Annotated in this window: 22 protein-coding genes and 1 tRNA gene; 13 read left to right on the top strand and 10 right to left on the bottom strand. The window is 62.0% G+C overall.

The features are described 5' to 3' along the window. Nucleotides 1-15 precede the first annotated feature (15 nt). The 8 genes from NCT04_RS01565 to hisC all read left to right on the top strand — a co-directional run bounded on the left by NCT04_RS01565 (nucleotide 16) and on the right by hisC (nucleotide 7161). Nucleotides 16-1884, top strand: coding sequence for a tetratricopeptide repeat protein (locus tag NCT04_RS01565; protein WP_250462856.1), 1869 nt, complete (start codon nucleotides 16-18; stop codon nucleotides 1882-1884). Further along, nucleotides 1884-2519: a lipoprotein insertase outer membrane protein LolB gene (gene lolB / locus NCT04_RS01560; RefSeq protein WP_250462854.1), complete on the top strand. Its 636-nt coding sequence runs from the start codon at nucleotides 1884-1886 to the stop codon at nucleotides 2517-2519. The genes NCT04_RS01565 and lolB overlap by 1 nt, the downstream gene beginning before the upstream one ends. Before the next feature lie 16 nt (nucleotides 2520-2535). Further along, nucleotides 2536-3417 (top strand): 4-(cytidine 5'-diphospho)-2-C-methyl-D-erythritol kinase, encoded by an 882-nt coding sequence (gene ispE, locus NCT04_RS01555; RefSeq protein WP_250462851.1) that lies wholly within the window; start codon nucleotides 2536-2538, stop codon nucleotides 3415-3417. Nucleotides 3418-3470: 53 nt separating this feature from the next. Then, nucleotides 3471-3547 (top strand) — tRNA-Gln (locus NCT04_RS01550). 50 nt (nucleotides 3548-3597) lie between these two features. Further along, complete coding sequence (locus NCT04_RS01545; RefSeq protein WP_244826911.1) at nucleotides 3598-4551, top strand: ribose-phosphate pyrophosphokinase; 954 nt, start codon at nucleotides 3598-3600, stop codon at nucleotides 4549-4551. Nucleotides 4552-4703: 152 nt separating this feature from the next. Next, complete coding sequence (locus tag NCT04_RS01540; RefSeq protein ID WP_244826910.1) at nucleotides 4704-5321, top strand: 50S ribosomal protein L25/general stress protein Ctc; 618 nt, start codon at nucleotides 4704-4706, stop codon at nucleotides 5319-5321. 148 nt (nucleotides 5322-5469) lie between these two features. Continuing rightward, nucleotides 5470-6072, top strand: coding sequence for an aminoacyl-tRNA hydrolase (gene pth, locus NCT04_RS01535; RefSeq protein WP_244826909.1), 603 nt, complete (start codon nucleotides 5470-5472; stop codon nucleotides 6070-6072). Nucleotides 6073-6090: 18 nt separating this feature from the next. Next, the gene (hisC, locus tag NCT04_RS01530; RefSeq protein ID WP_250462849.1) at nucleotides 6091-7161 is read left to right on the top strand and encodes a histidinol-phosphate transaminase; all 1071 of its coding nucleotides are present in this window, start codon (nucleotides 6091-6093) and stop codon (nucleotides 7159-7161) included. A 17-nt stretch (nucleotides 7162-7178) separates the two neighbouring features. Here hisC and NCT04_RS01525 read toward each other — a convergent pair whose 3' ends face one another. From NCT04_RS01525 to rsmD, 3 genes are all read right to left on the bottom strand, one after another. After that, nucleotides 7179-7436, bottom strand: coding sequence for a YfhL family 4Fe-4S dicluster ferredoxin (locus tag NCT04_RS01525; RefSeq protein WP_250462846.1), 258 nt, complete (start codon nucleotides 7434-7436; stop codon nucleotides 7179-7181). Between the two features lie 80 nt (nucleotides 7437-7516). Continuing rightward, entirely contained in the window at nucleotides 7517-8023 is a 507-nt protein-coding gene (gene coaD, locus NCT04_RS01520) for a pantetheine-phosphate adenylyltransferase (protein WP_244826906.1), read from the bottom strand. A 103-nt stretch (nucleotides 8024-8126) separates the two neighbouring features. Then, nucleotides 8127-8774, bottom strand: a complete 648-nt coding sequence (gene rsmD, locus NCT04_RS01515) for a 16S rRNA (guanine(966)-N(2))-methyltransferase RsmD (protein WP_250462844.1) — start codon at nucleotides 8772-8774, stop codon at nucleotides 8127-8129. Nucleotides 8775-9018: 244 nt separating this feature from the next. Here rsmD and ftsY point away from each other — a divergent pair, with 244 nt between their 5' ends. Continuing rightward, entirely contained in the window at nucleotides 9019-10308 is a 1290-nt protein-coding gene (ftsY, locus tag NCT04_RS01510) for a signal recognition particle-docking protein FtsY (RefSeq protein WP_250462841.1), read from the top strand. 97 nt (nucleotides 10309-10405) lie between these two features. Beyond that, entirely contained in the window at nucleotides 10406-11773 is a 1368-nt protein-coding gene (locus NCT04_RS01505; RefSeq protein ID WP_250462839.1) for a Fic family protein, read from the top strand. A gap of 31 nt (nucleotides 11774-11804) precedes the next feature. On the opposite strand, the gene NCT04_RS01500 is transcribed toward NCT04_RS01505, so the two are convergent. Genes NCT04_RS01500 through NCT04_RS01490 form a run of 3 tightly spaced genes read right to left on the bottom strand, consistent with a single transcriptional unit; the run spans nucleotide 11805 to nucleotide 13786 of the window. Beyond that, nucleotides 11805-12437, bottom strand: coding sequence for a LysE/ArgO family amino acid transporter (locus NCT04_RS01500; protein WP_250462836.1), 633 nt, complete (start codon nucleotides 12435-12437; stop codon nucleotides 11805-11807). Then, the gene (gene maiA / locus NCT04_RS01495; protein WP_250462834.1) at nucleotides 12434-13078 is read right to left on the bottom strand and encodes a maleylacetoacetate isomerase; all 645 of its coding nucleotides are present in this window, start codon (nucleotides 13076-13078) and stop codon (nucleotides 12434-12436) included. The genes NCT04_RS01500 and maiA overlap by 4 nt, the downstream gene beginning before the upstream one ends. Nucleotides 13079-13087: 9 nt before the next feature. Continuing rightward, nucleotides 13088-13786, bottom strand: a complete 699-nt coding sequence (locus NCT04_RS01490) for a fumarylacetoacetate hydrolase family protein (RefSeq protein WP_250462832.1) — start codon at nucleotides 13784-13786, stop codon at nucleotides 13088-13090. 297 nt (nucleotides 13787-14083) lie between these two features. Here NCT04_RS01490 and ybiB point away from each other — a divergent pair, with 297 nt between their 5' ends. Continuing rightward, nucleotides 14084-15061, top strand: a complete 978-nt coding sequence (gene ybiB, locus NCT04_RS01485; RefSeq protein WP_244826899.1) for a DNA-binding protein YbiB — start codon at nucleotides 14084-14086, stop codon at nucleotides 15059-15061. Nucleotides 15062-15528: 467 nt separating this feature from the next. After that, entirely contained in the window at nucleotides 15529-17184 is a 1656-nt protein-coding gene (gene leuA, locus NCT04_RS01480) for a 2-isopropylmalate synthase (RefSeq protein WP_250462830.1), read from the top strand. A gap of 23 nt (nucleotides 17185-17207) precedes the next feature. Here the strand turns inward: leuA and NCT04_RS01475 are convergent, their stop codons facing one another. Next, the gene (locus NCT04_RS01475) at nucleotides 17208-17591 is read right to left on the bottom strand and encodes a nuclear transport factor 2 family protein (protein ID WP_250462827.1); all 384 of its coding nucleotides are present in this window, start codon (nucleotides 17589-17591) and stop codon (nucleotides 17208-17210) included. Between the two features lie 45 nt (nucleotides 17592-17636). Further along, on the bottom strand, nucleotides 17637-18203 hold the full coding sequence (locus NCT04_RS01470; protein ID WP_284502949.1) for an acyloxyacyl hydrolase: 567 nt from the start codon (nucleotides 18201-18203) through the stop codon (nucleotides 17637-17639). 353 nt (nucleotides 18204-18556) lie between these two features. Between NCT04_RS01470 and rpoH the strand changes: the two genes are divergently transcribed. Continuing rightward, on the top strand, nucleotides 18557-19492 hold the full coding sequence (gene rpoH, locus NCT04_RS01465; RefSeq protein WP_244827955.1) for an RNA polymerase sigma factor RpoH: 936 nt from the start codon (nucleotides 18557-18559) through the stop codon (nucleotides 19490-19492). 467 nt (nucleotides 19493-19959) lie between these two features. On the opposite strand, the gene nagE is transcribed toward rpoH, so the two are convergent. Together nagE and ptsP are read right to left on the bottom strand one after the other, a co-directional pair. Further along, nucleotides 19960-21744, bottom strand: a complete 1785-nt coding sequence (gene nagE, locus NCT04_RS01460) for an N-acetylglucosamine-specific PTS transporter subunit IIBC (RefSeq protein WP_250462825.1) — start codon at nucleotides 21742-21744, stop codon at nucleotides 19960-19962. Nucleotides 21745-21801: 57 nt separating this feature from the next. Beyond that, entirely contained in the window at nucleotides 21802-24390 is a 2589-nt protein-coding gene (ptsP, locus tag NCT04_RS01455; RefSeq protein WP_250462823.1) for a phosphoenolpyruvate--protein phosphotransferase, read from the bottom strand. Nucleotides 24391-24402 lie beyond the last annotated feature (12 nt).

Here is a 24402-nt window from a genome sequence, read left to right as displayed (position 1 = left end):
ATCGTCTGGATTTCCATGAACCCGTTCGAAATCAAACTGAATACGTTGCGTCAGGCCGGCCTCATCCGATCGCGTGCACGGTCAAGGGCGCGGTTCACGCGCATGGCCGGCGCGATTGCAGTTGCATTGTCCGCGATCGCCTTCACGCCCGCGCACGCTCAGGTACCGAACGCGACACCCGTGCCGAGCACCGACGATCAGGCCGCGGCGCAAAACGCGTCTGATCTTCTGACCGCGCCTGTCAATAACGCGGAGTCGCAGGATTTGCCGAACGTGGCGGCATCCAGCCAGATCGTCTTTCAGGTTCTGGCGGCGGAAGTCGCCTTGCAGCGCGGCCAGGCCGCGCCCGCCTACCAGACTTACCTCTCGCTCGCGCGTGACACGCATGATCCACGCTTCGCTCAGCGCGCCACGGAAATCGCCATTGCCGCGCAGAGCCCCACCGACGCAATGACCTCCGCGCAGCTTTGGCAGCAATTTGCGCCGCATTCCGAGCGCGCCGCGCAGTTGAGCGCTTCGTTGTTGATCGTGTCCGGCAAGCCCGACGACGCGAAGCCCACGCTGCAAAACGAACTCGCCAAGGTTCCGGCCGAGCAACGCGGCGAAGCCATTCTTTCGTTGCAGACGCTGCTTGCTCGCGGACCGAATCGCGTAGGCGGCCTGAATGTCCTGAAGGATCTCTCCGCGAACGACTTGGATCTGCCCGAAACGCAACTCGCGCTTGCCCGTCAGCAGTTGCTCGCGGACGACCAGCCGGGCGCGAAGGCATCGCTGGAAAAGGCGTTGAAGCTGCGCCCGGATTACTTGCCCGCAGCGCTCACGCTCGCGCGCATGGGCCCGGAAGAGCGCAAGGAAGGCATCGCTTCGTTCGAGAAGTATCTCGACAAGAATCCGAAGTCGCATGACGCGCGGCTCGCGCTGGCGCAGTTGTATCTGTCGTCGGACCGGCTCGACGACGCGCAGAAGCAGTTCGAGATCATGCGCAAGAACGACTCGAAAGATCTGACGCCGCTCATGGCGCTCGCGCTCATCGACATTCAGAAGAAGCAGTTCGACAAGGCGCAGGACCTGCTCAAGCAGTACGCGCAGGCTGCGGAGGCGTCGCCCAACGGCGATCCGGGACAGGCTTACATCTACCTCGCACAACTGTCGCTCGAACAGAAGGACGAGGCGCAAGCAAGCCAGTGGCTCGACAAGATTCCGCGCACGAGCCAGCAATATTTGCCCGCGCGGATCACGCGCGCGCAACTGCTCGCGAAGCAAGGCAAGGTGGATGAAGCGCGATCGCTTCTCAATGGCCTGCAAAGTTCCGATCCGCGCGACCTCGCACTGCTCGCGCGCACCGACTCGGCGATTCTTTTCGAGGCGCATCGCTACGACGAAGCGGAAGCGAATCTCGCGAAGGCCGTGGCCGCGTTCCCGGACGATCCGGATCTCGCCTACGACTACGCCATGGCCGCCGAAAAGAACGGTCACTACGACGTAATGGAAACGCAGTTGCGCAAGCTCATGCGCGTGGACCCGAGCAATCCGCAGGCATATAACGCGCTCGGCTACTCGCTCGTGGATCGCAACCAGCGCGTCGACGAAGCGGTGAAGCTGATCGAGAAGGCGGTGTCGCTCGCGCCGAACGACGCCTTCATCATGGACAGCCTCGGCTGGGCGCGCTTTCGCCAGGGCAACGCGGCCGAAGCCGAAAAAATTCTCTCGGACGCCTACAAGATTCAGCCGAACGCGGAGATCGGCGCGCATCTCGGCGAGGTGCAGTGGAAGTCCGGGGAGCAGGATCAGGCGCGCGCCACGTGGCGTCAGGCGCAGAAGCTCGAACCCGACAACGACACGCTCGTCAAAACGCTCAAACGACTTCAGGTAAACGATCTTTGATGGCTTTCGATTTCATTGCCGGCGCGTCGCGCGGTTTCATGCGCAAAGGCGCGCTCGGTTTCACGGCCGCGACCGTGTTGATGCTTGCCGGTTGCGCATTGCAGCCGCGTTTGCCGACCACATCGGATAAGACGACTTCGCTCACCACGCAGACGAGCCGCGCGTATCACGGACGCTTCGCCGTGCAGTACAACGACCAGAACGGCACGACGCGCAACGCCTACGGCAACTTCGACTGGCAGGAAACCGGGGACACCGTGACGCTCCAGTTGCGCAACCCGCTCGGCCAGACCATGGCGATCGTCACTTCGTCGCCGTCGCTCGCGACGCTCGAACTGCCGAACCGGCCGCCAGTGAACGCCGAGAACGTGTCGGAGCTGATGCAGAACACGCTTGGCTTCGCGCTGCCGGTCGAGGGCTTGCGCTACTGGCTGCAGCCGTCCGCGGCGCCAACCTCGCGCGCGCAGACCACGCTCGATCCCGAAGCCAACAACGGCCGCCCCAAAGAGATCAGACAGGACGGCTGGACCATCGACTATCTCGCCTATGCCGACGCGCCCGCGACGGGCGTCAAGCGCGTGAACCTGGTCCGCTCGGAACCGCCGCTCGATATCAAGCTGGTGCTCGATCAATAACGCCTTCGCATCAGAAATGTCATCGACTCACGACTCGCTTCGCAACTGCCTCGCGCCCGCCAAGCTGAACCTCTTTCTGCACATCACGGGCCGTCGTCCGGATGGCTATCACTCGCTGCAGACTGTCTTCCAGTTGCTCGACTGGGGCGACATGCTGCACTTCAAGCGACGCGATGACGGCATCGTTACGCGCAAGACGCTCGTGCCGGGCGTACCCGAAGCGGACGATCTCGTCGTGCGCGCGGCGCGCCTGCTGCAGAAGCACACCGGCAGTCGTTTTGGCGTCGAGATCGAGATCGACAAGCGTCTGCCGATGGGCGCGGGGCTGGGCGGAGGAAGTTCCGACGCGGCAACGACTCTTTTAGCGTTGAATCGTCTCTGGGGTGTTGATCTTTCGCGTGAGATTCTGCAGAATCTCGCCCTGCAACTCGGCGCGGACGTGCCGTTTTTTGTCTTCGGGCAAAATGCTTTTGCAGAAGGTGTTGGCGAAGCGCTGCAGACAGTCGTTCTGCCCAAGCGTTTTTTCCTGGTAGTTACTCCTTCAGTTCACGTCCCGACCGCGGCGATTTTTTCGGAAAAGGCCTTGACAAGGGATACGAAGGTCGCCACAATGACGGACTTTCTTGCAGCGCAAAAGTCAGACACTAACTGGCCAGACAGCTTCGGTCGAAATGACATGCAGGCTGTAGTCGCAAGAAAGTACGCGGAAGTTGCACAGGTGCTCGAGTGGTTTTCCAATCTCGCACCCGCGCGAATGACCGGATCTGGAGCAAGCGTGTTCGCCGCTTTCCCGAGCCGAGCCGAAGCAGAGATGGCGCAAGCCAAACTCCCGGCAAGCTGGAAGAGCGTGGTGGCAAGCAGTCTGGAACGTCATCCTCTCTTTGCTTTCGCGTCATAGGTTTCGTTTTGCCGGGTATGTCCTACACTTCCCGGCGAGACTCAAAGTTGTGTAGGGGAGTCGCCAAGTTGGTCAAGGCACCGGATTTTGATTCCGGCATGCGAGGGTTCGAGTCCTTCCTCCCCTGCCATTCCTTTTCTCGCGTTTTTCCTCTCGCCTCCAGCCGCAGACAGGTGCACGATGAGCAGTGACGGCCTGATGGTATTTACTGGCAACGCAAATCCCGCGCTTGCACAGGAAGTCGTCAAGATCCTTGGAATTCCTCTCGGTAAAGCGATGGTCAGCCGTTTCTCCGACGGCGAAATCATGGTCGAGATTCAGGAAAACGTTCGAGGTAAAGACGTATTCGTTCTGCAGTCTACCTGCGCACCGACGAACGACACCCTGATGGAACTCATGATCATGGTCGATGCGCTCAAGCGCGCATCAGCAGGCCGGATCACCGCAGCCATCCCCTACTTCGGCTATGCGCGTCAGGACCGCCGTCCGCGTTCCGCGCGAGTGGCCATCTCGGCGAAGGTCGTCGCGAACATGCTGGAAATTGCCGGCGTCGATCGCGTGATCACCATGGACCTTCACGCCGACCAGATTCAAGGTTTCTTCGACATCCCCGTCGACAACATTTACGCCACGCCCGTTTTGCTCGGCGATCTGCGTAAGCAAAATCACGATCATCTGCTGGTTGTATCGCCGGACGTCGGCGGCGTGGTGCGCGCACGTGCACTCGCCAAGCAGTTGAATACGGATCTCGCGATCATCGACAAGCGTCGTCCGAAAGCGAATGTCGCCGAAGTGATGAACGTGATCGGCGAAGTGGAAGGCCGTACCTGCGTTATCATGGACGACATGGTCGACACCGCCGGCACGCTCTGCAAGGCAGCGCAAGTGCTGAAAGATCGCGGCGCGACGCAGGTTTTCGCATATGCCACGCATCCGGTGCTGTCGGGTGGCGCGGCGGAGCGTATCGCGGCGTCGCAATTGGACGAACTCGTGGTGACGGACACCATTCCGTTGTCGGCGGAGTCGCTCGCGTGCCCGAAGATTCGTCCGCTGTCGAGCGCGGGTCTGCTCGCCGAGACGTTCTCCCGAATTCGGCGCGGCGACTCGGTCATGTCGCTTTTCGCAGAAGGTTGAGCAAGAATTAGCAAGGAACGCGGAGCACGAGCTTCGCGTTTTTGCATGATCGGCAGGAACGAACGAAGGTTCTTGCCGTTGTTGTGGGATCAGCGCATTTTCGTTGATCCCGATTTTCACTGCCTGGTCGCGGGCAGATATAGGAGTTTCAAATGAAAGTCGTCGCTTTCGAGCGTAGCAAGCAAGGTACGGGTGCGAGCCGCCGCCTGCGCAATTCGGGCAAGACCCCGGCTATTGTGTACGGTGCGGACAAGGACGTTCAACTGGTCGAACTGGACCACAACGCCCTGTGGCACGCGCTGAAGAAGGAAGTGTTCCATTCGTCGATTTTGGAACTGGAAGTCGCTGGCGGTTCGCAACAAGTTCTGCTGCGCGACGTGCAATATCACCCGTTCAAGCAACTGGTGCTGCACGTGGATTTCCAGCGTGTCGACGCGAACAAGAAGCTGCACACCAAGGTGCCGTTGCACTTCATGAATCAAGAGACCAACCCGGCCGTGAAGCTCGCGGGCGCGGTGATCTCGCACGTCGTGACGGAACTGGAAGTGGAATGCCTGCCGGCAGACCTGCCCGAGTTCCTGGAAATCGATCTGGCGACCATCGAAGCCGGCCAGACGATGCACGCAAAGGACATCCCGCTGCCGAAGGGCGTGAGCCTGACGATCGCGATCGAAGCGGAAAACCCGGTGGTTGCATCGGCGACCATTCCGGCTGCTGTCGTGTCGGATTCGACGGACGAAGCCACGGGTGAAACGCCGGCTGCTGAGTAAAACGCATCAGCTAGCGAAGTATCGCTATCCTCTCGATCCGTTCGCAAGGACGGTCGACGTGACCCGCCGGCGCGCAAGCCTCGGCGGGTTTTTTTTCGCATCAACACCAAACGATACGAGCAGGCTTCTTAGCCTGCGATGATTCGACATGATCAAGCTGATCGTTGGCCTGGGAAATCCGGGCGCCGAATACACCGCGACGCGCCATAACGCGGGCTTCTGGCTAGTCGACCAATTGGCGCGCGACGCCGGCGCGAGTCTGCGCGACGAGCGCCGCTTTCACGGTCACTATGGCCGCGGACGTCTGAACGGGCATGAAATCCATTTGCTGGAACCGCAGACGTTCATGAACCGCTCGGGACAATCGGTGGTTGCGGTCGCGCAGTTCTTCAAGATTCTTCCCGATGAGATTCTCGTCGCACACGACGAACTCGATCTTCCGCCCGGCACCGTCAAGATGAAGCTCGGCGGCGGCAGCGGAGGCCACAACGGGCTCAAGGATATTTCCGCACATCTGTCGTCGCAGCAATATTGGCGGCTGCGCATTGGCATCGGGCATCCGCGTGATCTGATTCCCGAAGGCGCGCGTGCGGGCGCGAAGCCGGACGTCGCCAATTTCGTGCTGAAGCCGCCGCGCCGCGAAGAGCAGGACGTGATCGATCAGTCGATCGAGCGCGCGCTCGCCGTCATGCCCTTCGTCGTCGCGGGCGAAAACGAACGCGCGATGATGAACCTGCATCGCAATCCCTGACTTCCACTGGAGCAGACCGTGAGCCGTTTCTGGAGCGATATCGTCCATCGACTGACGCCTTATGTGCCGGGCGAACAGCCCGCGCTGGCACATCCCATCAAGCTCAACACCAACGAGAATCCGTATCCGCCGTCGCCGCGCGTGGTCGAGGCGATTACGCGCGAACTCGGCAAGGACGGCGCGTCGCTGCGCAAGTACCCAGATCCGACCGCGCGCGCGTTGCGTGAGGCGGTGGCGAAGCATCACGGTTTGCGCGTGGAGCAGGTGTTCGCGGGGAACGGTTCGGACGAAGTGCTCGCGCACGCGTTTCAGGCGCTCTTGAAACACGACAGGCCGATTCGTTTTCCCGACATCACGTACAGCTTCTATCCGGTTTATGCCCAGTTGTACGGTGTGGAATACGAGGCGATCCCGCTGAACGCGGATTTCGGTATCGATACCGACGATTACCGCGCGCCAGGCGGCGGCGTGCTGTTGCCGAATCCGAATGCGCCGACGGGCCGCGCCCTGCCGCTCTCCGAAATCGAGGTGCTGCTGAAGGCGAATCCGGATGCGCCAGTCATCATCGACGAAGCGTACGTGGATTTCGGCGCGGAATCGGCCGTGAATCTGGTCGATGCGTATCCCAATCTGCTCGTCGTGCACACGACTTCGAAGGCGCGTTCGCTTGCGGGCATGCGCGTGGGTTTCGCATTCGGCGATGCAAGCCTGATCGAAGCGCTAACGCGCGTGAAGGACAGCTTCAACTCGTATCCGCTCGACCGGCTCGCGCAAGTAGCGGCGCTCGCTTCGTATGAAGACCGCGCGTGGTTCGAGGAGAGTTGCGGCAAAGTCGTCGCGAGTCGCGACAAGTTGACAGCGCAATTGAGCGCGCTGGGATTTGAAGTGGTGCCGTCGGCGGCGAATTTCGTCTTCGCGAAACACCCCGCGCACGACGCGCTCGCGCTCGCCACCGCGCTTCGAACGAAGGAAATCTTCGTGCGGCATTTCAAGCTGCCGCGCATCGACCAGCATTTGCGGATAACGGTCGGCACGCCAGACGAATGCGATGCGCTCGTCGCTGCACTGACCGAACTCGCCAGCGCGTAAGAACAGAGATAAGGCGGTTACTCGCCTTTCGCCGCCATCAACGCGCGGTATTTGTCCATCAACTGCTCCGGCGACTCGACGTGCGCCGGGTCGCGCGGAATGCATTCGACGGGGCACACCTGTTGACACTGCGGCTCATCGAAGTGGCCCACGCATTCCGTGCACTTGTTCGGATCGATCACGTAGATCTCCGTACCCATCGAAATGGCGTCGTTCGGGCACTCGGGCTCGCACACGTCGCAGTTGATGCACTCGTCGGTAATGATCAAAGACATGATGCTTCACTCTCTTGCGCCGGCGATGTTCCGGCATGGAGTCCGCGCATCGCGCGAGCGCTGATACGCGGACCCGGCGCTCAAGGCGCCGAAGGATCTTTCTGGGCGGCCACGCCGACCTTGTCGGTCAGCCGCTTCTCCACCGATGGAAACACGAACTTGCTCACATCGCCGCCAAGCTGGGCGATCTCGCGCACGATGGTGCCCGAAATGAACTGGTACTGGTCCGACGGCGTCATGAACATGGTTTCGACGTCGGGCAAAAGATAGCGATTCATGCCGGCCATCTGAAACTCGTACTCGAAATCCGATACGGCGCGCAGGCCCCTCACGATCACGCGCGCGTTGTTCTTGCGCACGAAATCTTTTAGTAGCCCGGTGAAACTGCTTACCTGGACGTTCGGATAATGCCCGAGCACGTCGTGGGCGATATCCAGCCGTTCCTGCAGCGAAAAAAACGGCTTTTTCGCGCGACTGTCGGCCACGCCGACTACCAGCGTATCGAAAATGCTCGATGCGCGCCGGACGATGTCTTCATGCCCGCGCGTCAGCGGGTCGAACGTTCCCGGGTACACGGCGACAACCATGAGCTTTCTCCTCTTTTATTTACCTTGGACCGCGTGACAGCGATGGCCCATTTTCCCCGCCCCCGTCCGAACGCGCCGGGCGCGCCAGATCGGGGAACGCGCATTATTCATCATTTTGGCGGCGCAGCAAATGATAGCGAACCATGCCCGCTTTCCCCTCGCGCGTGATTTCCCAGCCCGCCAGAGCGTCGATGCTCGACGGTTCCAGCGGATCGCCGCATTCGACATAGAGCGCGCCATCCGCGGCGACGAGCGGTGCGGCGATCTCAAGCGCGCGCAAGAGCAAAGCCTGATCGCCGAAAGGGGGATCGAGGAACACGACATCGAACGAGCCTGGCGCGAGACTGCGAGCCAGACGCAGCGCGTCGGCTTCGGCGATCTCGATGTTGCGCGCATCCAGCCGCGCCTGATTCGCTTTGAGTTGCGCGACCGCGCGGCCGCTACGCTCGACCATGAGCACGCGTGCCGCGCCGCGCGACGCGGCTTCGAAACCGAGCGCGCCGCTGCCGGCGAACAGGTCGAGACAGCGCTGGCCATCCAGGTCCTGGCCTAGCCAGTTGAAGAGCGTTTCGCGAACACGGTCGGGCGTGGGCCTCAGACCGTCGAGATCGAGGACGGGCAGCGGCGTGCGCTTCCAGTTTCCGCCGATGATGCGAATGGTGTGCGGCTTGCCGCTGCGGGATGACGCGCGGCTCGAAGAGGCCGAGGAACGGGCCGGAATATGCGGACGAGTGTCGGACGAACGGGACATAAAAGAGATTGAGTGAGACTGGCGCGCGGCCCGGCCGATGGGCGTTTTGACTGTTCCCGGCGACTGGCGCGGGCCGTGAGCGCCCACGTTACCACAGCGCGGCGTCGTGCCGGGAGGCGCACAGGCGCGTCGGGCCGCGCCTGATAAAATACGCGGCTTACACATCTCAGCGCGAGCCGCGCACACGCGAGCGCATCGGCGCGCAGACGCGAACCGGCAAGCACGCGCGCTCTCCTCACATACCATGTTCAGCTTCTTCAAACGATTCAAAAAGCCGGCTGACGAGCCGCTCGACACGCCGGAAGAGGACAACCTCGAAGCGGACGACGACGGTTCCTCGGTTGCATTAGAGGACGAGGCGTCGGGCGAGCATGTTCATGGTGAAGATGCGGCGGCCTCGAACACGCAAGCTATTCGCGGCGACGCGGCGGCGTCTGACGAGCATGTTCATGGCGGCAACGCGAAGCCGCATCAGGCTGAAGCTGCAAACACTTCATCACATCGAGCACCGGCGCCTTCGGCCGCCGAGCCTACGCAATACTGGCAAGGCCGCACCGAATCTCAATGGCTGCGCGCGCCCGAGACCGATCGGGCGAGCGAGGAAATCATGCCGCCGCCCGAGCCCGATCCCGCCGCGCGCAAGTCCTGGCTCGCGCGTCTGCGCAATGGGTTATCGAAGACGAGCACGAGCCTCACGGGAATCTTCGTCGGCGCGAAGATCGACGAAGATCTCTACGAGGAGCTCGAAACCGCGCTTCTGATGTCCGACGCGGGCGTCGATGCCACCGAATATCTGCTTGAATCCTTGCGCGAAAAAGTGCGCGCCGAGCGTTTGACGGACGCCACGCAAGTGAAGGCCGCACTGCGCGTGCTCTTGATCGACTTGCTGCGTCCGCTCGAAAAGTCGCTGATGCTCGGCCGCGCCCAACCGCTCGTGATGATGATCGCGGGTGTAAACGGCGTCGGCAAGACGACGAGCATCGGCAAGCTGGCGAAGCATCTGCAGCATTTCAATCAGTCGGTGCTGCTCGCCGCCGGGGACACGTTCCGCGCCGCCGCGCGCGAACAACTCACGGTCTGGGGCGAGCGCAACAACGTGATGGTGATCGCGCAGGATAGCGGCGACGCGGCCGCCGTCATCTTCGACGCCGTGGGCGCTGCCCGCGCGCGCAAGATCGACGTGATGATGGCCGACACCGCCGGCCGCCTGCCGACGCAGTTGCATTTGATGGAAGAACTGCGCAAGGTGCGCCGCGTGATCGCCAAGGCGATGCCCGACGCGCCCCACGAAGTGCTGCTCGTGATCGATGCCAACACGGGACAGAACGCTCTCGCGCAAGTGAAGGCTTTCGACGACGCGCTCGGCTTGACGGGTCTTATCGTGACCAAGCTGGACGGCACGGCGAAAGGCGGCATTCTCGCGGCTATCGCGCGTCAGCGGCCGATTCCGGTGTATTTCATCGGCGTTGGAGAAAAAGTCGAGGATTTGCAGCCGTTCAACGCGGAAGAGTTCGCGGACGCGTTGTTGGGGTGAGGTGGGGCGCTGATGAGATTCGATAAGATCGGCGTTAATCTTATCAATCTTATCAGGCCGATGATAAGATTAAGCTATTCTTATCATCGGCGCCTTTATGATCGACCAGTCCCTTCTTCTAGCCATCGTCCAGTGCGTAGCGCAACGCATCGAGGCGGGTGATCCCGGTGTATCTGCTGGCGTCATCGAGGCAAGCATCGGGCCGTGGTCCAGACCGACAGTCAACCGCGCTCTGGCCCGGCTGGTCGCGCAAGGCTCACTGGAGCGACAAGGCGCGGGAAGGTCGACCATCTATCGAACGACCAATTCTTCGTCGTTGGTCGAGGTGCAAGAGGAGCTCCGCGGGCCTGCCGGTACACGCTATCGTGCGTTGGATGACGAAGCGCGGAAACTGATTGCCGCGCTGTCGGCTCCGCTGGGAATGCGACAACCTGTCTCTTATCAACGCTCATTTGTCGATGCTTATCGACCGAATTTCGGCGGTCTATTGCCCGCCGCTCTAGCCGAAGATCTGTATTCAAAAGGCAAGTCGCAGGATCAACAGCCTGCCGGAACATATGCGCGAAAAGTTTTGGAACAACTGCTCATCGACTTGTCATGGTCGTCATCGCGACTCGAAGGCAATCAGAAGACCCTGCTAGATACGCGAGAACTGTTCGAAAGGGGACGAACGGAAACCGATGACCGCGACGCGACCATGCTTTTGAATCACAAGGAAGCGATCGAATTCATGGTCGATGCGGTTCCCACCGAAGGCATGACGGTGCCTGTCGTTCGAAATTTGCAGAGTCTGCTCATGCGCGATCTTCTGCCGGATGCAGCCGATCTCGGTGCTATCCGAAGCAAGATCGTTAGCATTCATGGGTCGGTGTACATGCCCAGTCAGGTGCCGAAGCTGCTCGAAGAGATGCTTTTGCAAATCATCGATAAAGCGACTCGAATCCATAATCCTGTGGAAGCAGCGTTTTTCGTTTGGGTGAATCTCGCGTATCTGCAGCCTTTCGTCGACGGGAACAAGCGCACTAGTCGCCTGAGCGCAAACATGCCGCTCATGTTGTCGAATTGCGCACCCCTGTCCTTCCTCGACGTCGAGCAAAGCGATTACGCGCTGGCGATGATAGGCGTCTACGAGCGACTCGACGTCACTTTGGCAATCGATTTGTTCGAGTGGACCTACCGCCGCTCGATCGATAAATATCAGGTCATCGTCGAGTCCATGGGCGGCCCAGACCCGTTGAGAGCCCGCTATCGTGAGCAGCTTGGTGAAGCGATTCGACAGATCGTGTTTTTCGGTTCTACCTTGAATCAGGCAGTCGAAGGCGCAGGCTTATCCGAAACCGATATGGCCGCTTTCAACGGAATGCTCAGGACAGAACTCGAGCACCTCGAAGCGTTCAACTGTGCAAGATATCGTCTCCCGATGATCAAGACACAGGAATGGATAGACAAAGGACGCCGCTTCTAGCGTCGGCTTGCTTCATGGCGCGCTGGACTCTTCACCGCGCCACCACCAACGTCCCCGCAATCCACCACATCACGCAGCCGACGATCACATCCAGCACGCGCCACGACACGTCTTTCTCGAACCACGGTTTTAGCAACCGCGCGCCGTACCCCAGCGCCGTGAACCAGACGACCGACGAACACATCGCGCCCGCCGCGAACCACGCGTTTCCCGGCCACGCATAGCGCGCCCCGATTCCGCCCAGCAGCACCACGGTATCCAGATAAACATGCGGATTGAGCAGTGACAACGCAAAAACCGTTGCCGCCGCGCCAGCCGCCGTCTGCGAATCGCGCTCCGAGGCATTCAAATGTCCCGGCCCGCGCCACGCCGCGAGAAACGCCCGCACGCCGTAGAGAAAGACGAAAGCCGCGCCCGCCCAGCGGATCACGTCGAGTAGAACCGGTGCACGCTCGATCAGCGCGCCCATTCCGCCAATGCCAAGCCCGATCAACATGACGTCGATAGCCGCGCAGATCGCCACGACGATCCCCACGTGCTGGCGTTTCAGACCCTGCCGCAACACGAACGCGTTCTGCGCGCCGATCGCGACGATCAGACTCGCGCCCAAACCCGCGCCCGACAGATAACTCGACAGCGCACCCGCCGGAATCACTGCCGTCATTCGGCGTCCGGTTGCTGGCCAGGCGCGGCGCGCGCGAACGCGTCGATCTGGCCGGCGTAATCGGCAATGCGCGTGATCGTCGGATACGCATTCAGATCGATACCGAAGCGTCGCGCATTGAACACCTGCGGCACGATGCACAAATCGGCGACGGTCGGGGTATCGCCGAAAGTGAGCGCGCCGACGCGCTCGTCGCGCGCCAGCCGCTTCTCAAGCGATTCGAACCCCGCCTCCACCCAGTGCCGGTACCAGGCGTCCTTCACGTCATCAGGCGTCTTCACTTCGTGCTTGAGGTATTTGAGCACGCGCAGATTGTCGAGCGGATGAATCTCGCACGCGACCTGCAGCGCGACCGAACGCACGAACGCGCGATCCACCGGGCGCTCGGGCAACAGCGGCGGCTGCGGATGCGTCTCCTCCAGATACTCGATGATCGCGAGCGACTGCGTGAGCACGTCAGCGCCATCGACGAGCGTCGGCACGATGCCGTCCGGATTGAGCGCGCGGTATTCGGGCTTCAGTTGCTGACCGCCTTCGCGCAGCAGATGAACGCCCTCGTACTCGTAGCCGAGCCCCTTCAGATTCAACGCGATACGCACCCGATACGCCGCCGAGCTGCGAAAGTAGCTATAGAGCTTCACGGGCGAGCCTCAAACCACGCGCACGGAGAAATCGCCGATACCTTCCACGCCGCCCTTGAGCAGATCGCCCTTCACCACCGCGCCGACGCCTTCGGGCGTGCCGGTGAAAATGAGATCGCCAGGGAAGAGTTCGAAAAGCGTGGAAAGGTAAGCCACCGTCTCGCCGACCGACCAGATCAGCTGCGAGATGTCGGAGCGCTGCTTTTCCTCGCCGTTGACGGTCAGCCAGATCGCGCTTTTTTCCAGATGCCCGACTTTCGATACCGGATGAATCGGACCGATGGGCGCGGAGCGGTCGAAACCCTTCGCGGTATCCCACGGGCGACCCATTTTCTTCGCTTCGGCTTGCAAGTCGCGACGCGTCATGTCGAGGCCGAGCGCGTAACCGTAGACGTAATCGAGCGCCTCGTCGGCGGGAATGTCCTTGCCCTGCTTGCCGATAGCGGCGACGAGTTCCATCTCGAAGTGCAGGTTTTTCGTCTGCGACGGATACGGAAACTCGCCCGTGGCTCCCGGCGCGACATACAGCACGGCATCGGCAGGCTTGCTGAAGAAGAACGGCGGTTCGCGGTCGGGATCGTGGCCCATTTCACGCGCGTGCGCTTCGTAATTGCGGCCGACGCAGTAAATGCGGCGCACCGGGAATTGCTCGCTCGAACCGTCGACTGGCACCGCCGCTGCGGGCGCCGGAGGAAACACGTAACTCATTCCGCTCTCCTTTTGCTGTTTTCTGGGTTGCCGCCTCGTTCGGTGGGAACGCGGGGCGAGAGAGCGAGTGTAACGCGCGAGGCCGAATCGTGGCGGCGCTTGCCTGGCGGGCTTTCGCGGGCATTCGCGTGCTTTCGCCGAGCCGACAGCGGGCTTACCGGCGCGAACGGATTCGGCGTTGGCAACTTGCCAGCATCGCTTAAATGCGATACTGAAGGTCTATCCCGCTCCTTCGAACTCGCGTGCCGCATCGCTCACGAACTTGAACATCGAGCCTGCGGCCCGCGCAAGCCGCCAATGACAGAGACAGAAACCCCCGCCAACCACTTTGCCTGCGCACGCTACATCAAGGAAATCGGCCGCGGGCCGAACGGCGCGCGCGCATTGTCCCGCGACGACACCTACGCGCTCTACGAAGCCATGCTCGACGGCCGCGTGTCCGATATCGAACTCGGCGCCGTGCTGCTCGCTTATCGCGTGAAGGGCGAGACATCGGCCGAACTCGCCGCTATGCTTGCCGCCGCGCATCGCTCGTTCGAGCCGCTGCACGTGCAGGAAGGCCGCGAGCATGCGCGGCCCGTGTCGATTCCAAGCTACAACGGCGCGCGCAAGCAGCCCAATCTCACGCCGCTCCTGTCGCTTTTGCTCGCGCGCGAAGGCGTGCCGGTGCTGGTGCACGGTGTCGTCGACGATCCCGGCCGCGTGACGAGCGCCGCGATTTTCGGCGAACTCGGCATTCCGCACGCAGCTTCCCGCGACGAAATCGAGGATAGTCTCGCGTCCCGCCGGCTCGCGTTCGCGCCGATCGCCTCGCTCGCGCCGAAGCTCGCGCGGCTTTTGAAACTGCGCCGCGTGATGGGCGTGCGCAATTCGACGCATACGCTCGTGAAGATTCTTCAGCCGTTCGCCGATCCGGGCTTGCGGCTCGTGAACTACACGCATCCGGAATATCGCGAAAGCCTGACCGGGCTTTTCACCGAGCATCCGGACGCCGCTGCCGGTGGTGCGCTGCTCGCGCGCGGCACGGAAGGCGAAGCGGTGGCAGACACGCGCCGGCAAGTCCAGGTCGACTGGTTCCACGACGGCCACGCGGAAACGCTGATTTCGCCCGAACATTCGCAACCGGATGCGCCGCCCATCGATTTGCCCGAGTCGCTCGATGCCGCGATCACCGCGCGCTGGATCGAAAGCGTGATGCGCGGCGACGTGCCCGTGCCGCCCGCCATCGCGCGTCAGGTGGAAGTCATCGCCGGGATCGTTCGAAAGCCGGTCTGAGTGCCCCGGATTCGGCTTGTGCCGATTGCAAAAAGATTCAGCACGTATTTGACACGATCTTAAGCAGTGGTTTAGAGTGCAAATATGCGTCTCACCCAGTCTTCCTCCCTCCGAATTATTTCGGGCCGCCTAGCGCGGCCCCTATCGCTACGTCTAGCGTAAATCGCCAGGCGTAGCGCCTCGCGTCGTCAAGGCGCGCGGTCCTGCCAGTAGTTCTCGTAGTTCCTTCCTTACCACTTGTAGTCGTCAGCTTTTCGGCTCGCTCATCCTGCGAACTGAAAACGCGAGGGTCAAATGCACGCTGCTTCGCGCACGTTCACGTTGGTCGCAGGCGTCACCATCGCCGGGACGCAACGTGTACGCTCGCCAGGCGCTGTCTCACGTGCATCGCGCCATTGCCGGCCAGCCGCCGGTGAAGGCATCTCTTGCAGACGCTACGCAAACTGTCCGAAGAGAGATCGACGATCATGATGCCGAACCCCGCCGAGAAATACCGCCCGTTTCCGCAAGTCCGCCTGAATGGCCGCCGCTGGCCGAACCGCACGATCGAAAAAGCGCCCATCTGGATGAGCACCGATCTGCGCGACGGCAACCAGTCGCTCATCGAGCCGATGAGCATCGCCGCAAAGCTCGAATTCTTCGAGATGCTGGTGGCAACGGGCTTCAAGGAAATCGAGGTGGGGTTTCCGTCGGCATCGCAGACGGATTTCGATTTCGTGCGCAAGCTGATCGACGAGAAGCGCATCCCGGACGACGTGACGATCGAAGTGCTGGTGCAATCGCGCCGCGAATTGATCGAGCGCACGTTCGAGGCAGCGGAGGGCGCGAGCAAGGTGATCGTGCACTTGTACAACGCGATCGCGCCATCGTTCCGGCGCATCGTGTTCAATCAGTCGCAGGAAGAAGTTAAGGCGCTGGCGGTGGAAGGCACGCGCATCATCAAGGAATGCGCCGATGCACGGCCGCAGACGCGCTGGACCTACCAGTACTCGCCCGAGACCTTCAGCATGACGGAGTTGCCGTTCGCGCGTGAAGTCTGCGACGCCGTCGCGCAAATGTGGCGTCCGACGCCCGATCACAAGATGATCGTCAATTTGCCGGCCACGGTGGAAGCCGCGACGCCGAACGTATTCGCCGATCAGGTCGAATGGATGGACCGCAATCTCGGTTATCGCGACAGCATCGTGCTTTCGGTGCATCCGCATAACGATCGCGGGACGGCGGTCGCGGCCGCGGAGCTCGCGGTGCTCGCGGGCGCGGAACGCGTCGAAGGTTGTCTTTTCGGCAACGGCGAGCGCACGGGCAACGTCGATCTCGTCACGCTTGCGCTCAATCTCTACACGCAGGGCGTCGATCCGGGCCTCGATTTCTCCGATATCGACTCGGTGCGTCGCGTCGTCGAGCGCTGCAATCAGTTGCCGGTGCATCCGCGTCATCCGTATGCGGGCGATCTCGTTTTTACGGCGTTTTCGGGCTCGCATCAGGACGCCATCCGCAAGGGTTTTGCGCAGCGTCAGCCGGGCACGGTCTGGGAAGTGCCGTATTTGCCGGTCGATCCCGCCGATCTCGGCCGCAGCTACGACGCCGTGATCCGCGTGAACAGCCAGTCCGGCAAGGGTGGCGCGACTTATCTGCTCGAACGCGGGCTCGGCTTCACGCCGCCGCGCCGCGTGCAGATCGAGTTCAGCCACGCCGTGCAAAGACTCGCGGACACCTCAGGCGAGGAAGTCACCGGTGACGCAATCTGCACACTCTTCAAGCAGGAATATTTCGACGCGGGCGGCGTGGTCGCGCGCGTCGATGCGGCGACGCTCTCCGTGTTCGGGCGCAACGTCGCGTTGCCGCCGGCATCAGGCGCGACGAGCGGCGATGTCTACGCGCAAGCCGTGGCGGCGTGTTTCGATGTATCGGCAAACGTGAGCTGGTTCGAAACGGCGGTAACGGCGAGCGGCGATACGGCCGTCTTCGTAGGCTGCCGCGTCGGCGACGAGCCGTTGCGCTTTGGCGTCGCGGTGCACGCGAATCCGGCGTTGGCTGTCGTGGATGCGGTCGTCAGTGCGGTGAATCGGTCGAAACCATTGGGCCGTCAGGCAGAGCGGCAGGACGAAGCGGTCGAGGCTTGATGCCTCGACGTCGCGCGCGGCGGCTACTCCAGCGCCACGCGCGTCGCCTGCAAGGCTAGCAGCAGCCATTGTCCGTCGGTCTGAACGTGAACCGCGGTGTAGGCAATGGGAAACAGCAGCGCGCCGTTTTTCGATTCCATCTCGATCAGCGCCCGTCCCGAGACCAGGCACGTGTCCTTGCCGGCGACGATCACGTCCTGCGACTGGATCTCGATCTGCCGATAGCGGCGTCGACCAGCGGTGATCGCGTCGATGAACTGGCGCTTCGTCTCGCGCTTGCCGTTCGTGTGAACGTAGCTGACGTTCTCGGCCAGAAGCGCATCCAGAGCCGGGCCGTCGCTGTCGACCATCGCCCGGAAGCGATCGCGCTGGAGGCCTCGAATGGCCTCCATGGATTTTGCCGGCATCTGTCGGTTCCCCTTGTGTCGAGAAACCGATGCGCCGGCGCCCCGTCAGAAGTTGTATTGCAGATATAGCTGGCTGAAATTTATACCAGGATTCGGCTCTTTGATACTGGCGTTCGACAGATGCTGAAACCGGAAGCCCGCCTGATAGTTCTGCTTCTCGCCGAAGATCGCACCGACGCCGACCATATCCGCGAACTGGAACGCGGACGACACCGTGAAATCCGTCGTGATTCGCGTATGCGACAGAAGCCGCACGCCGACGCCCGCTTCAATAAACGGCCGGATATATCCCGAACTCTTCACGAAGCGCAGAACCGGCGTCACACCGAATTCCCAGATGTTCGGGTGCACTGCGTTGCTTTCCTGCGAGTGCCAGTAGGCGACGTGACCTTCGCCGAGCAAGGTGAAGTGGAAGCCGCCGATTTCCCACCAGGTCAGATTCGGGTCCCATACGAAGCCGAGATCCGCCTTTTTGATGTCGCGATCGGCCACGCCGCCCGCGATTTGCAAACCAAAGCGGTCGGCATGCGCTGCCGCCGACGTGACTCCTAGCAACAGGGCAATTGCGCCATGGGACAACAGATGACGCCAAGGGCCTTTATTTTTCTGCATGGACACCCCATCTGTGGGATTGACGAGTCGAGCCGCCAAGCGGGCTTCGCGCATTGTAGATTCATCGTCTCATAATTGCACGAATGATTGCCATTAGCCTATTTGCTTGAATATCCTGTCTTCCTTACGTCAAAGTAAGGTAACTAATTCTATCGCACGTGACGAATCGGTAATAATGGTACGATTCGAATACAGTGCTCGGCTATGAATCCACAAAGTTGATAGCTTTGTGGGAACTCTCACATTCGTTTCCCCTCTAACACTTAGCACTCGTTGAAGCGGAGTGCTAATATCATGTCTGACTTGCCGCGCCTTTGCGGCAACAGGCATTTGTTGATAAGGAGCTTATGAGCGTGTCCAATGCGATGACCCTTCCGAATGTTCTTAGCTCGGCACCTGCCAAGGCAACTTCGGCAGGCGCGCTGACGTACGCACAATCGTCCATGTTGACCGGCCAGATCGGCAACATCGATTCATACATACAAGCGGTGAACCGCATTCCAATGCTTTCGCAAGCAGAGGAGCGTCAGTACGCCACCGAGTTTCGCGAACAGGGCAACCTGAATGCGGCGCGGCAACTGGTGCTTTCGCACCTGCGCCTTGTCGTGTCCATCGCCCGGAATTACCTGGGTTATGGTCTGCCGCACGCGGACCTGATCCAAGAAGGCAATATCGGTCTGATGAAGGCCGTCAAGCGCTTCGATCCCGAACAAAACGTACGCCTCGTGTCGTACGCCATGCACTGGATCAAGGCGGAGATTCACGAGTACATCCTGCGCAACTGGCGCATGGTGAAGGTCGCGACGACCAAGGCGCAACGCAAGCTGTTCTTCAACCTGCGCAGCCACAAGACCGGCACTTCGGCGTTCACACCGGAGGAAATCGAAGGTCTGGCAAGCCAGTTGAACGTGAAGCGCGAGGAAGTCGCCGAGATGGAAACGCGTCTGTCGGGCGGAGATATCGCGCTCGAAGGCCAAGTCGAAGATGGCGAGGAGGCCTATGCGCCGATCGCCTATCTGGCTGACTCGCATAGCGAGCCGACGAATGTCATCGCCGCGCGTCAGTTCGACAAGTTGCAAAGCGACGGTCTGGCTTCCGCGCTGGAATCGCTGGATGCGCGTAGCCGCCGTATCGTCGAAGCGCGCTGGCTCGAAGTGCAGGACGACGGCTCGGGCGGGATGACGCTTCACGAATTGGCGGACGAATTCGGCGTATCGGCTGAGCGTATCCGTCAGATCGAAGCGAGCGCGATGAAGAAGATGCGTTCCGCGCTGGCCGAGTACGCGTGATATCGCGGTAGCTCGATGACCGTAGTTCGGTGCTGAAGTAAGTTCGAAGCCCGCTGTTCCGAAAGGACAGCGGGTTTTTGTTTTCGTCTATCGATGGCGGCGCGCGGAGCAATGTAGTGCTTGGCGTTTTTTTCTGTCCATGACGCTTGTTGGCATCGGCGCAAAGGGCTGTGCGGCAGGACTTGAAGTACAAGTGAATCGGCTTGGGCGTTGGCTTCTTGGCCTCTTGGCCTCTTGGCTTCTTGGCTTCTTGGCTTCGTGCTTCGTGCTTCGTGCTTCGTGCTTCGTGCTTCGTGCTTCGTGCTTCGTGCTTCGTGCTTCGTGCTTCGTGCTTCGTGGTTCTTGGCTCTCGGTGACTCAGCCGCTCAATCTCCCGAACAAAGAACTCCGCCTGTCACGCAAAACTTGCCAGGCATAAAAAAACGGCGCCCGAAAGCGCCGTTCATCAAACCAGACCGAATCTCGCATCAAGCCGGCAACGGCGATGCCCCGCCGCCACTTCCCGGCACGCGCGTCGCGAGTTGTGCCGCGTAACGCTGCGCGGCCGCGCCCACGACAATGTGGAACGTATCCGCCGACACCCACGCGACATCCAGCGTCGACAGGCGCTGACGATCCACCGCCGAAGGATCGCGCACGACCACGCGCAGTCGCGTTTGCGCGACGGCATCGAGCGTGACGACATTGGTCGCGCCGCCGAACACCGCCAGCCAGCGCAGCGGATCGGGATCGAGCGGGCCGGCAGTCTGATCGAAGGCGCCAACGTTCGCAGAAGCCACCGAAGCAGCCGCCGGAGCGGACGAAGCCGGCGTCGCTCCGCGCGTCGACGAATGTTCGAGTTCACCGCGAATTTCATCGGCGATGATGTCCGCCTCCGGTCCGATGATCACCTGCACGTTCGTCGCGCCCCGCTTGAGCACGCCACGCGCGCCGATGCTCTTCAACTGCGCTTCCGACACCTTCTCCGTATCCGCCACCGACAAACGCAGACGCGTCGTGCAGGCATCGACGAGCGTCAGGTTCGACGCGCCGCCCAGCGCCGCAATGTACTTCGCGGCGCGCGTGTTCGCTGCACCCGGCAGCGGCGTGCCGTAGCCGCCTGCAACCGGCGTGGCGGACGTTTCGGCATCGGTCGTGGCCGGCTCGCGGCCCGGCGTCGCCATATTGAACTTGCGGATGAAGAAGCGGAACAGGCCGTAATAGATCACGCCGTAGACGAGCCCGAGCGGAATCGCCATCCAGCCGCGTTGCGACAGACCGTAGTTCAGCACGTAGTCGATCGCACCCGCCGAGAACGTGAAGCCCAGATGAATGCCGAGCGCCGAGCAGATCGCGAGCGACACGCCGGTAAGTACCGCATGGATCGCGTAAAGCACCGGAGCCAGGAACATGAAGCTGTATTCGATCGGCTCGGTCACGCCCGTCAGGAACGCGGTGAGCGCCATCGAGAACAGCAGGCCGCCGACGACCGCGCGGCGCTCTTTCGGCGCTTCGTGGAACATCGCCAGACACGCGGCCGGAAGGCCGAACATCATGATCGGGAAGAAGCCCGTCATGAAGCCGCCCGCGGTTTTATCGCCGGCAAAGAAGCGGTGCAGATCGCCATGAACGACCGCGCCACCATCCGGCGGCGTAAACGAGCCGAACACGAACCACGCGAGCGAGTTGATGATGTGATGCAGACCCGTCACCAGCAGAATGCGGTTCAGCACGCCGAAGACGAAAGTGCCGAGCGCGCCCGCCGTCGTGAGCCACGTTCCGGCCAGGTCGATAGCCGCCTGCACCGGCTGCCAGATGTAGCCGAATAAGATGCCGAGCGCGAGACACGCGACCCCCGTGACGATGGGCACGAAACGCTTGCCGCCGAAGAACGCCAGATATTCCGGCAGCTTGATGTCCTTGTAGCGGTTATACAGATAGCCCGCGACCACGCCCGCGACGATCCCCGACAACACGCCCATGTTGAGCTTGTCGTTGATGTCCTTCATTACGGCGATCTCGATGAGATAGCCGATGGCACCGGCAAGACCCGCCGTGCCGTTGTTGTCCTTCGCGAAACCGACCGCCACGCCGATGGCGAACAGAAGCGGCAGGTTCGTGAAGATGGCGTCGCCCGCGTCGGCGATCATCTTGATGTTGAAGACATCGGGCTGGCCTAGACGCAATAGCAGGCCGGCTACCGGTAGTACGGCAATCGGCAGCATCAGGGCTCGGCCCAGGCGCTGCATCTTTGCAAACGGGTTAGCGTCCATCGGGGTTCTCCAAAAGATATAGGTCTTGTCTTTGCTGCTTGGGGATTACTGCGTTCGTCAGTCTTGCGGCCAGATTTCAAGGCTGGCCGCTCTTACTGCCTGCGCGGATTCGAGCGCGAGCACGTCTTCCGCGCGCTGCCGGCAAAGCTGGTAATCGAGATTACGCACGCGCGCCTTGATGCCCGGCACCGCCACCGGATCGACCGACAATTCCGTCACGCCGAGGCCGATCAGCAACGGCACCGCGAGCGGATCGCCACCGAGCGCACCGCACACGCCGACCCACTTGCCGTGCTTTTGCGCGCCTTGCACGGCCGTCTTGATGAGCCGCAGCACGGCCGGATGCAGGCCGTCGGACTGCGCGGCGAGATCGGGCTGGCAACGGTCCATCGCGAGCGTGTACTGCGTGAGGTCGTTGGTGCCGATGGACAGAAAATCCGCGTATTTCGCGAGCTGATCGGCAAGCAGCGCCGCTGACGGCACTTCGATCATCACGCCCACTTCGATCGGTTCCGTGCGGCCCGCTTCGCGCGCCAGTTCGTCGATCCGTACCCGCAGGCGTTGCAGTTCGCCGGAGTCGGTGACCATCGGCAGAAGAATGCGCACCGCGCCAAGCGGCTTCACGGCAAGCAGACCACGCAGTTGATCGTTGAGCAGATCGGGCCGCACTTGTGCGAGGCGAATGCCGCGCAGACCGAGCGCCGGATTTTCCTCGGGCGGCAGCGTCAGATAATCGACTTCCTTATCCGCGCCGACATCCAGCGTGCGAATGATCGCGGTGCGGCCCTGCAGCGCATCCACGATTCCCTGATAGCTCGACGCATGTTCGCCGGGCGTGGGCGCCGACTGACGATGAATGAACAGCAATTCGGTACGCAGGAGGCCGACCGCGTCCGCGCCATTTTCGACAGCGGCTTGCGCGTCTTCGAGCGTGGCGATGTTCGCGGCGATTTCGACGGCGTGACCGTCGCGGGTCGTCGCGGCCTGTCCCGACATCTTGCGATTCGCCTCGCGCACGTTCAAAAGACGATCGCGTTCGTTGCGCGCGCGTTCGACATCGAGTTCGGTCGGCGCATGTTCGATACGTCCCGCCGACGCGTCCACGACCACTTGCGTGCCTTCGGGAATCGCGTGCAGTGCATCGCCGATGGCGACGAGCGCCGGAATGCCCACCTGTCGCGCGATGATCGCCGCATGCGACGTGGCGCCGCCGCGCGACATCACGAGCGCTGTCACGCGCGTGCGGTCGAGCGAAGACAAATCGGAAGGCGTGAATTCGACAGCCGCGAGCACGGCTTCAGCGGGCATTTCGCGCGCGGCGGTGTTCGTGTGGCCGAGCGCGCGCAGCACGCGTTTCTCGATATCGCGCAGATCGGCGGCGCGTTCGGCGAGCAGTTCGTCCTTCACGTTGTTCAAGAGCGCGATTTGCGCGCGGATCGCCTCGCGCCACGCGAAGCCCGCGCTCTTGCCGAGGCTGATGAGATCGCGCGCGGCATCGACGAGCGTCGGGTCTTCCAGCAACACGCGATGCACCGCGAAGATTCCCGCCTCGCCGACCGCGCCGCGTTGCGATGCGGTGCGTACGGTTTCGTCGAGTTCGGCATCGACTTGCGAGATGGCGCGGTCGAGTGCACGGCTTTCCGCCGCCGACGATTGCGTGGCCGCTTCGGGCGGCACGATTTCCTTGTCGTCCCAGCGCACCAGTGCGCCGACCGCGATGCCCGGCGCCGCGCACACGCCCGCAAGCGTGTTCGGCGCGAGCGGTTGCGCGACCGCGCTCGCAGCGACAACCGGCGCGGGCGATTTCGCGCGTGCCGGTGACTCTTCGACTTCGCCCTGACCCGCGCGCAGCAACTCCGCCGCGACGGCTTCGACGGCTTCCTTCGCCTGCGCGCCGATACCCAGCAGCTCGACGGTCGCGCCTTCGCCCGCGCCGAGACCCAGCAACCCGACGACGCTTTCCACCGGCGCCTTGCGGCCTTGATAACGGATCTCGACCTTTGCATCGAAACCGCGTGCGGCTTCGCGCGCGCGCGCCGCCGGACGCGCATGCAAACCGCCCGCGTGACCGAGCGTCAACGTGCGGCGCGCTTCTTCCGTCACGTTCGCGCTCGAACGCGCGCTTTCGGCCCTGGCGCCGTCTTTCGCGCGCAGCACGAGCATGCGTGCGCCAGCCTTCAACATGCCGAGACCGGCACGCTCGATGACTTCGAAGGCATCGCCATTGGCGACGGCAATAACGGAGACGAGACTCGGCGCGTGCTGCGCGACGAAATCCGCATTGAACTCGATGAGCGGCTGACCCGCGCGCACGGTTGCGCCCTGCTCGATCATCGGCGCGAAGCCCTGGCCGCCCAATTCGACCGTATCGATGCCGATATGCACGAGAATTTCCGCCCCGTGCGGCGTGCGCAACGTGACCGCGTGATGCGTGCGCGCCAGATGCGTCACCGTCCCGTCGCAAGGCGCGACGAGCACGCCATCGAGCGGATCGATGCCGATGCCGTCGCCGAACATGCCTTCCGCGAACACAGGGTCCGGCACGTCGGCGAGCGGGACGACGGGGCCGGTGAACGGCGCGAGCAACACGACGTCGTTCGGGTTATCGATGGGATGATTCAACAGTGACTCCTCGGCGCGACGCATCGGCTTACTCGC

This window comes from Caballeronia sp. GAFFF2 (genome assembly GCF_023631485.1).
In the GTDB taxonomy this organism is placed as follows: domain Bacteria; phylum Pseudomonadota; class Gammaproteobacteria; order Burkholderiales; family Burkholderiaceae; genus Caballeronia.
The sequence above is the reverse complement of the archived record's forward strand: the minus strand, read 5'-3'. Positions and strand labels throughout refer to the sequence as shown.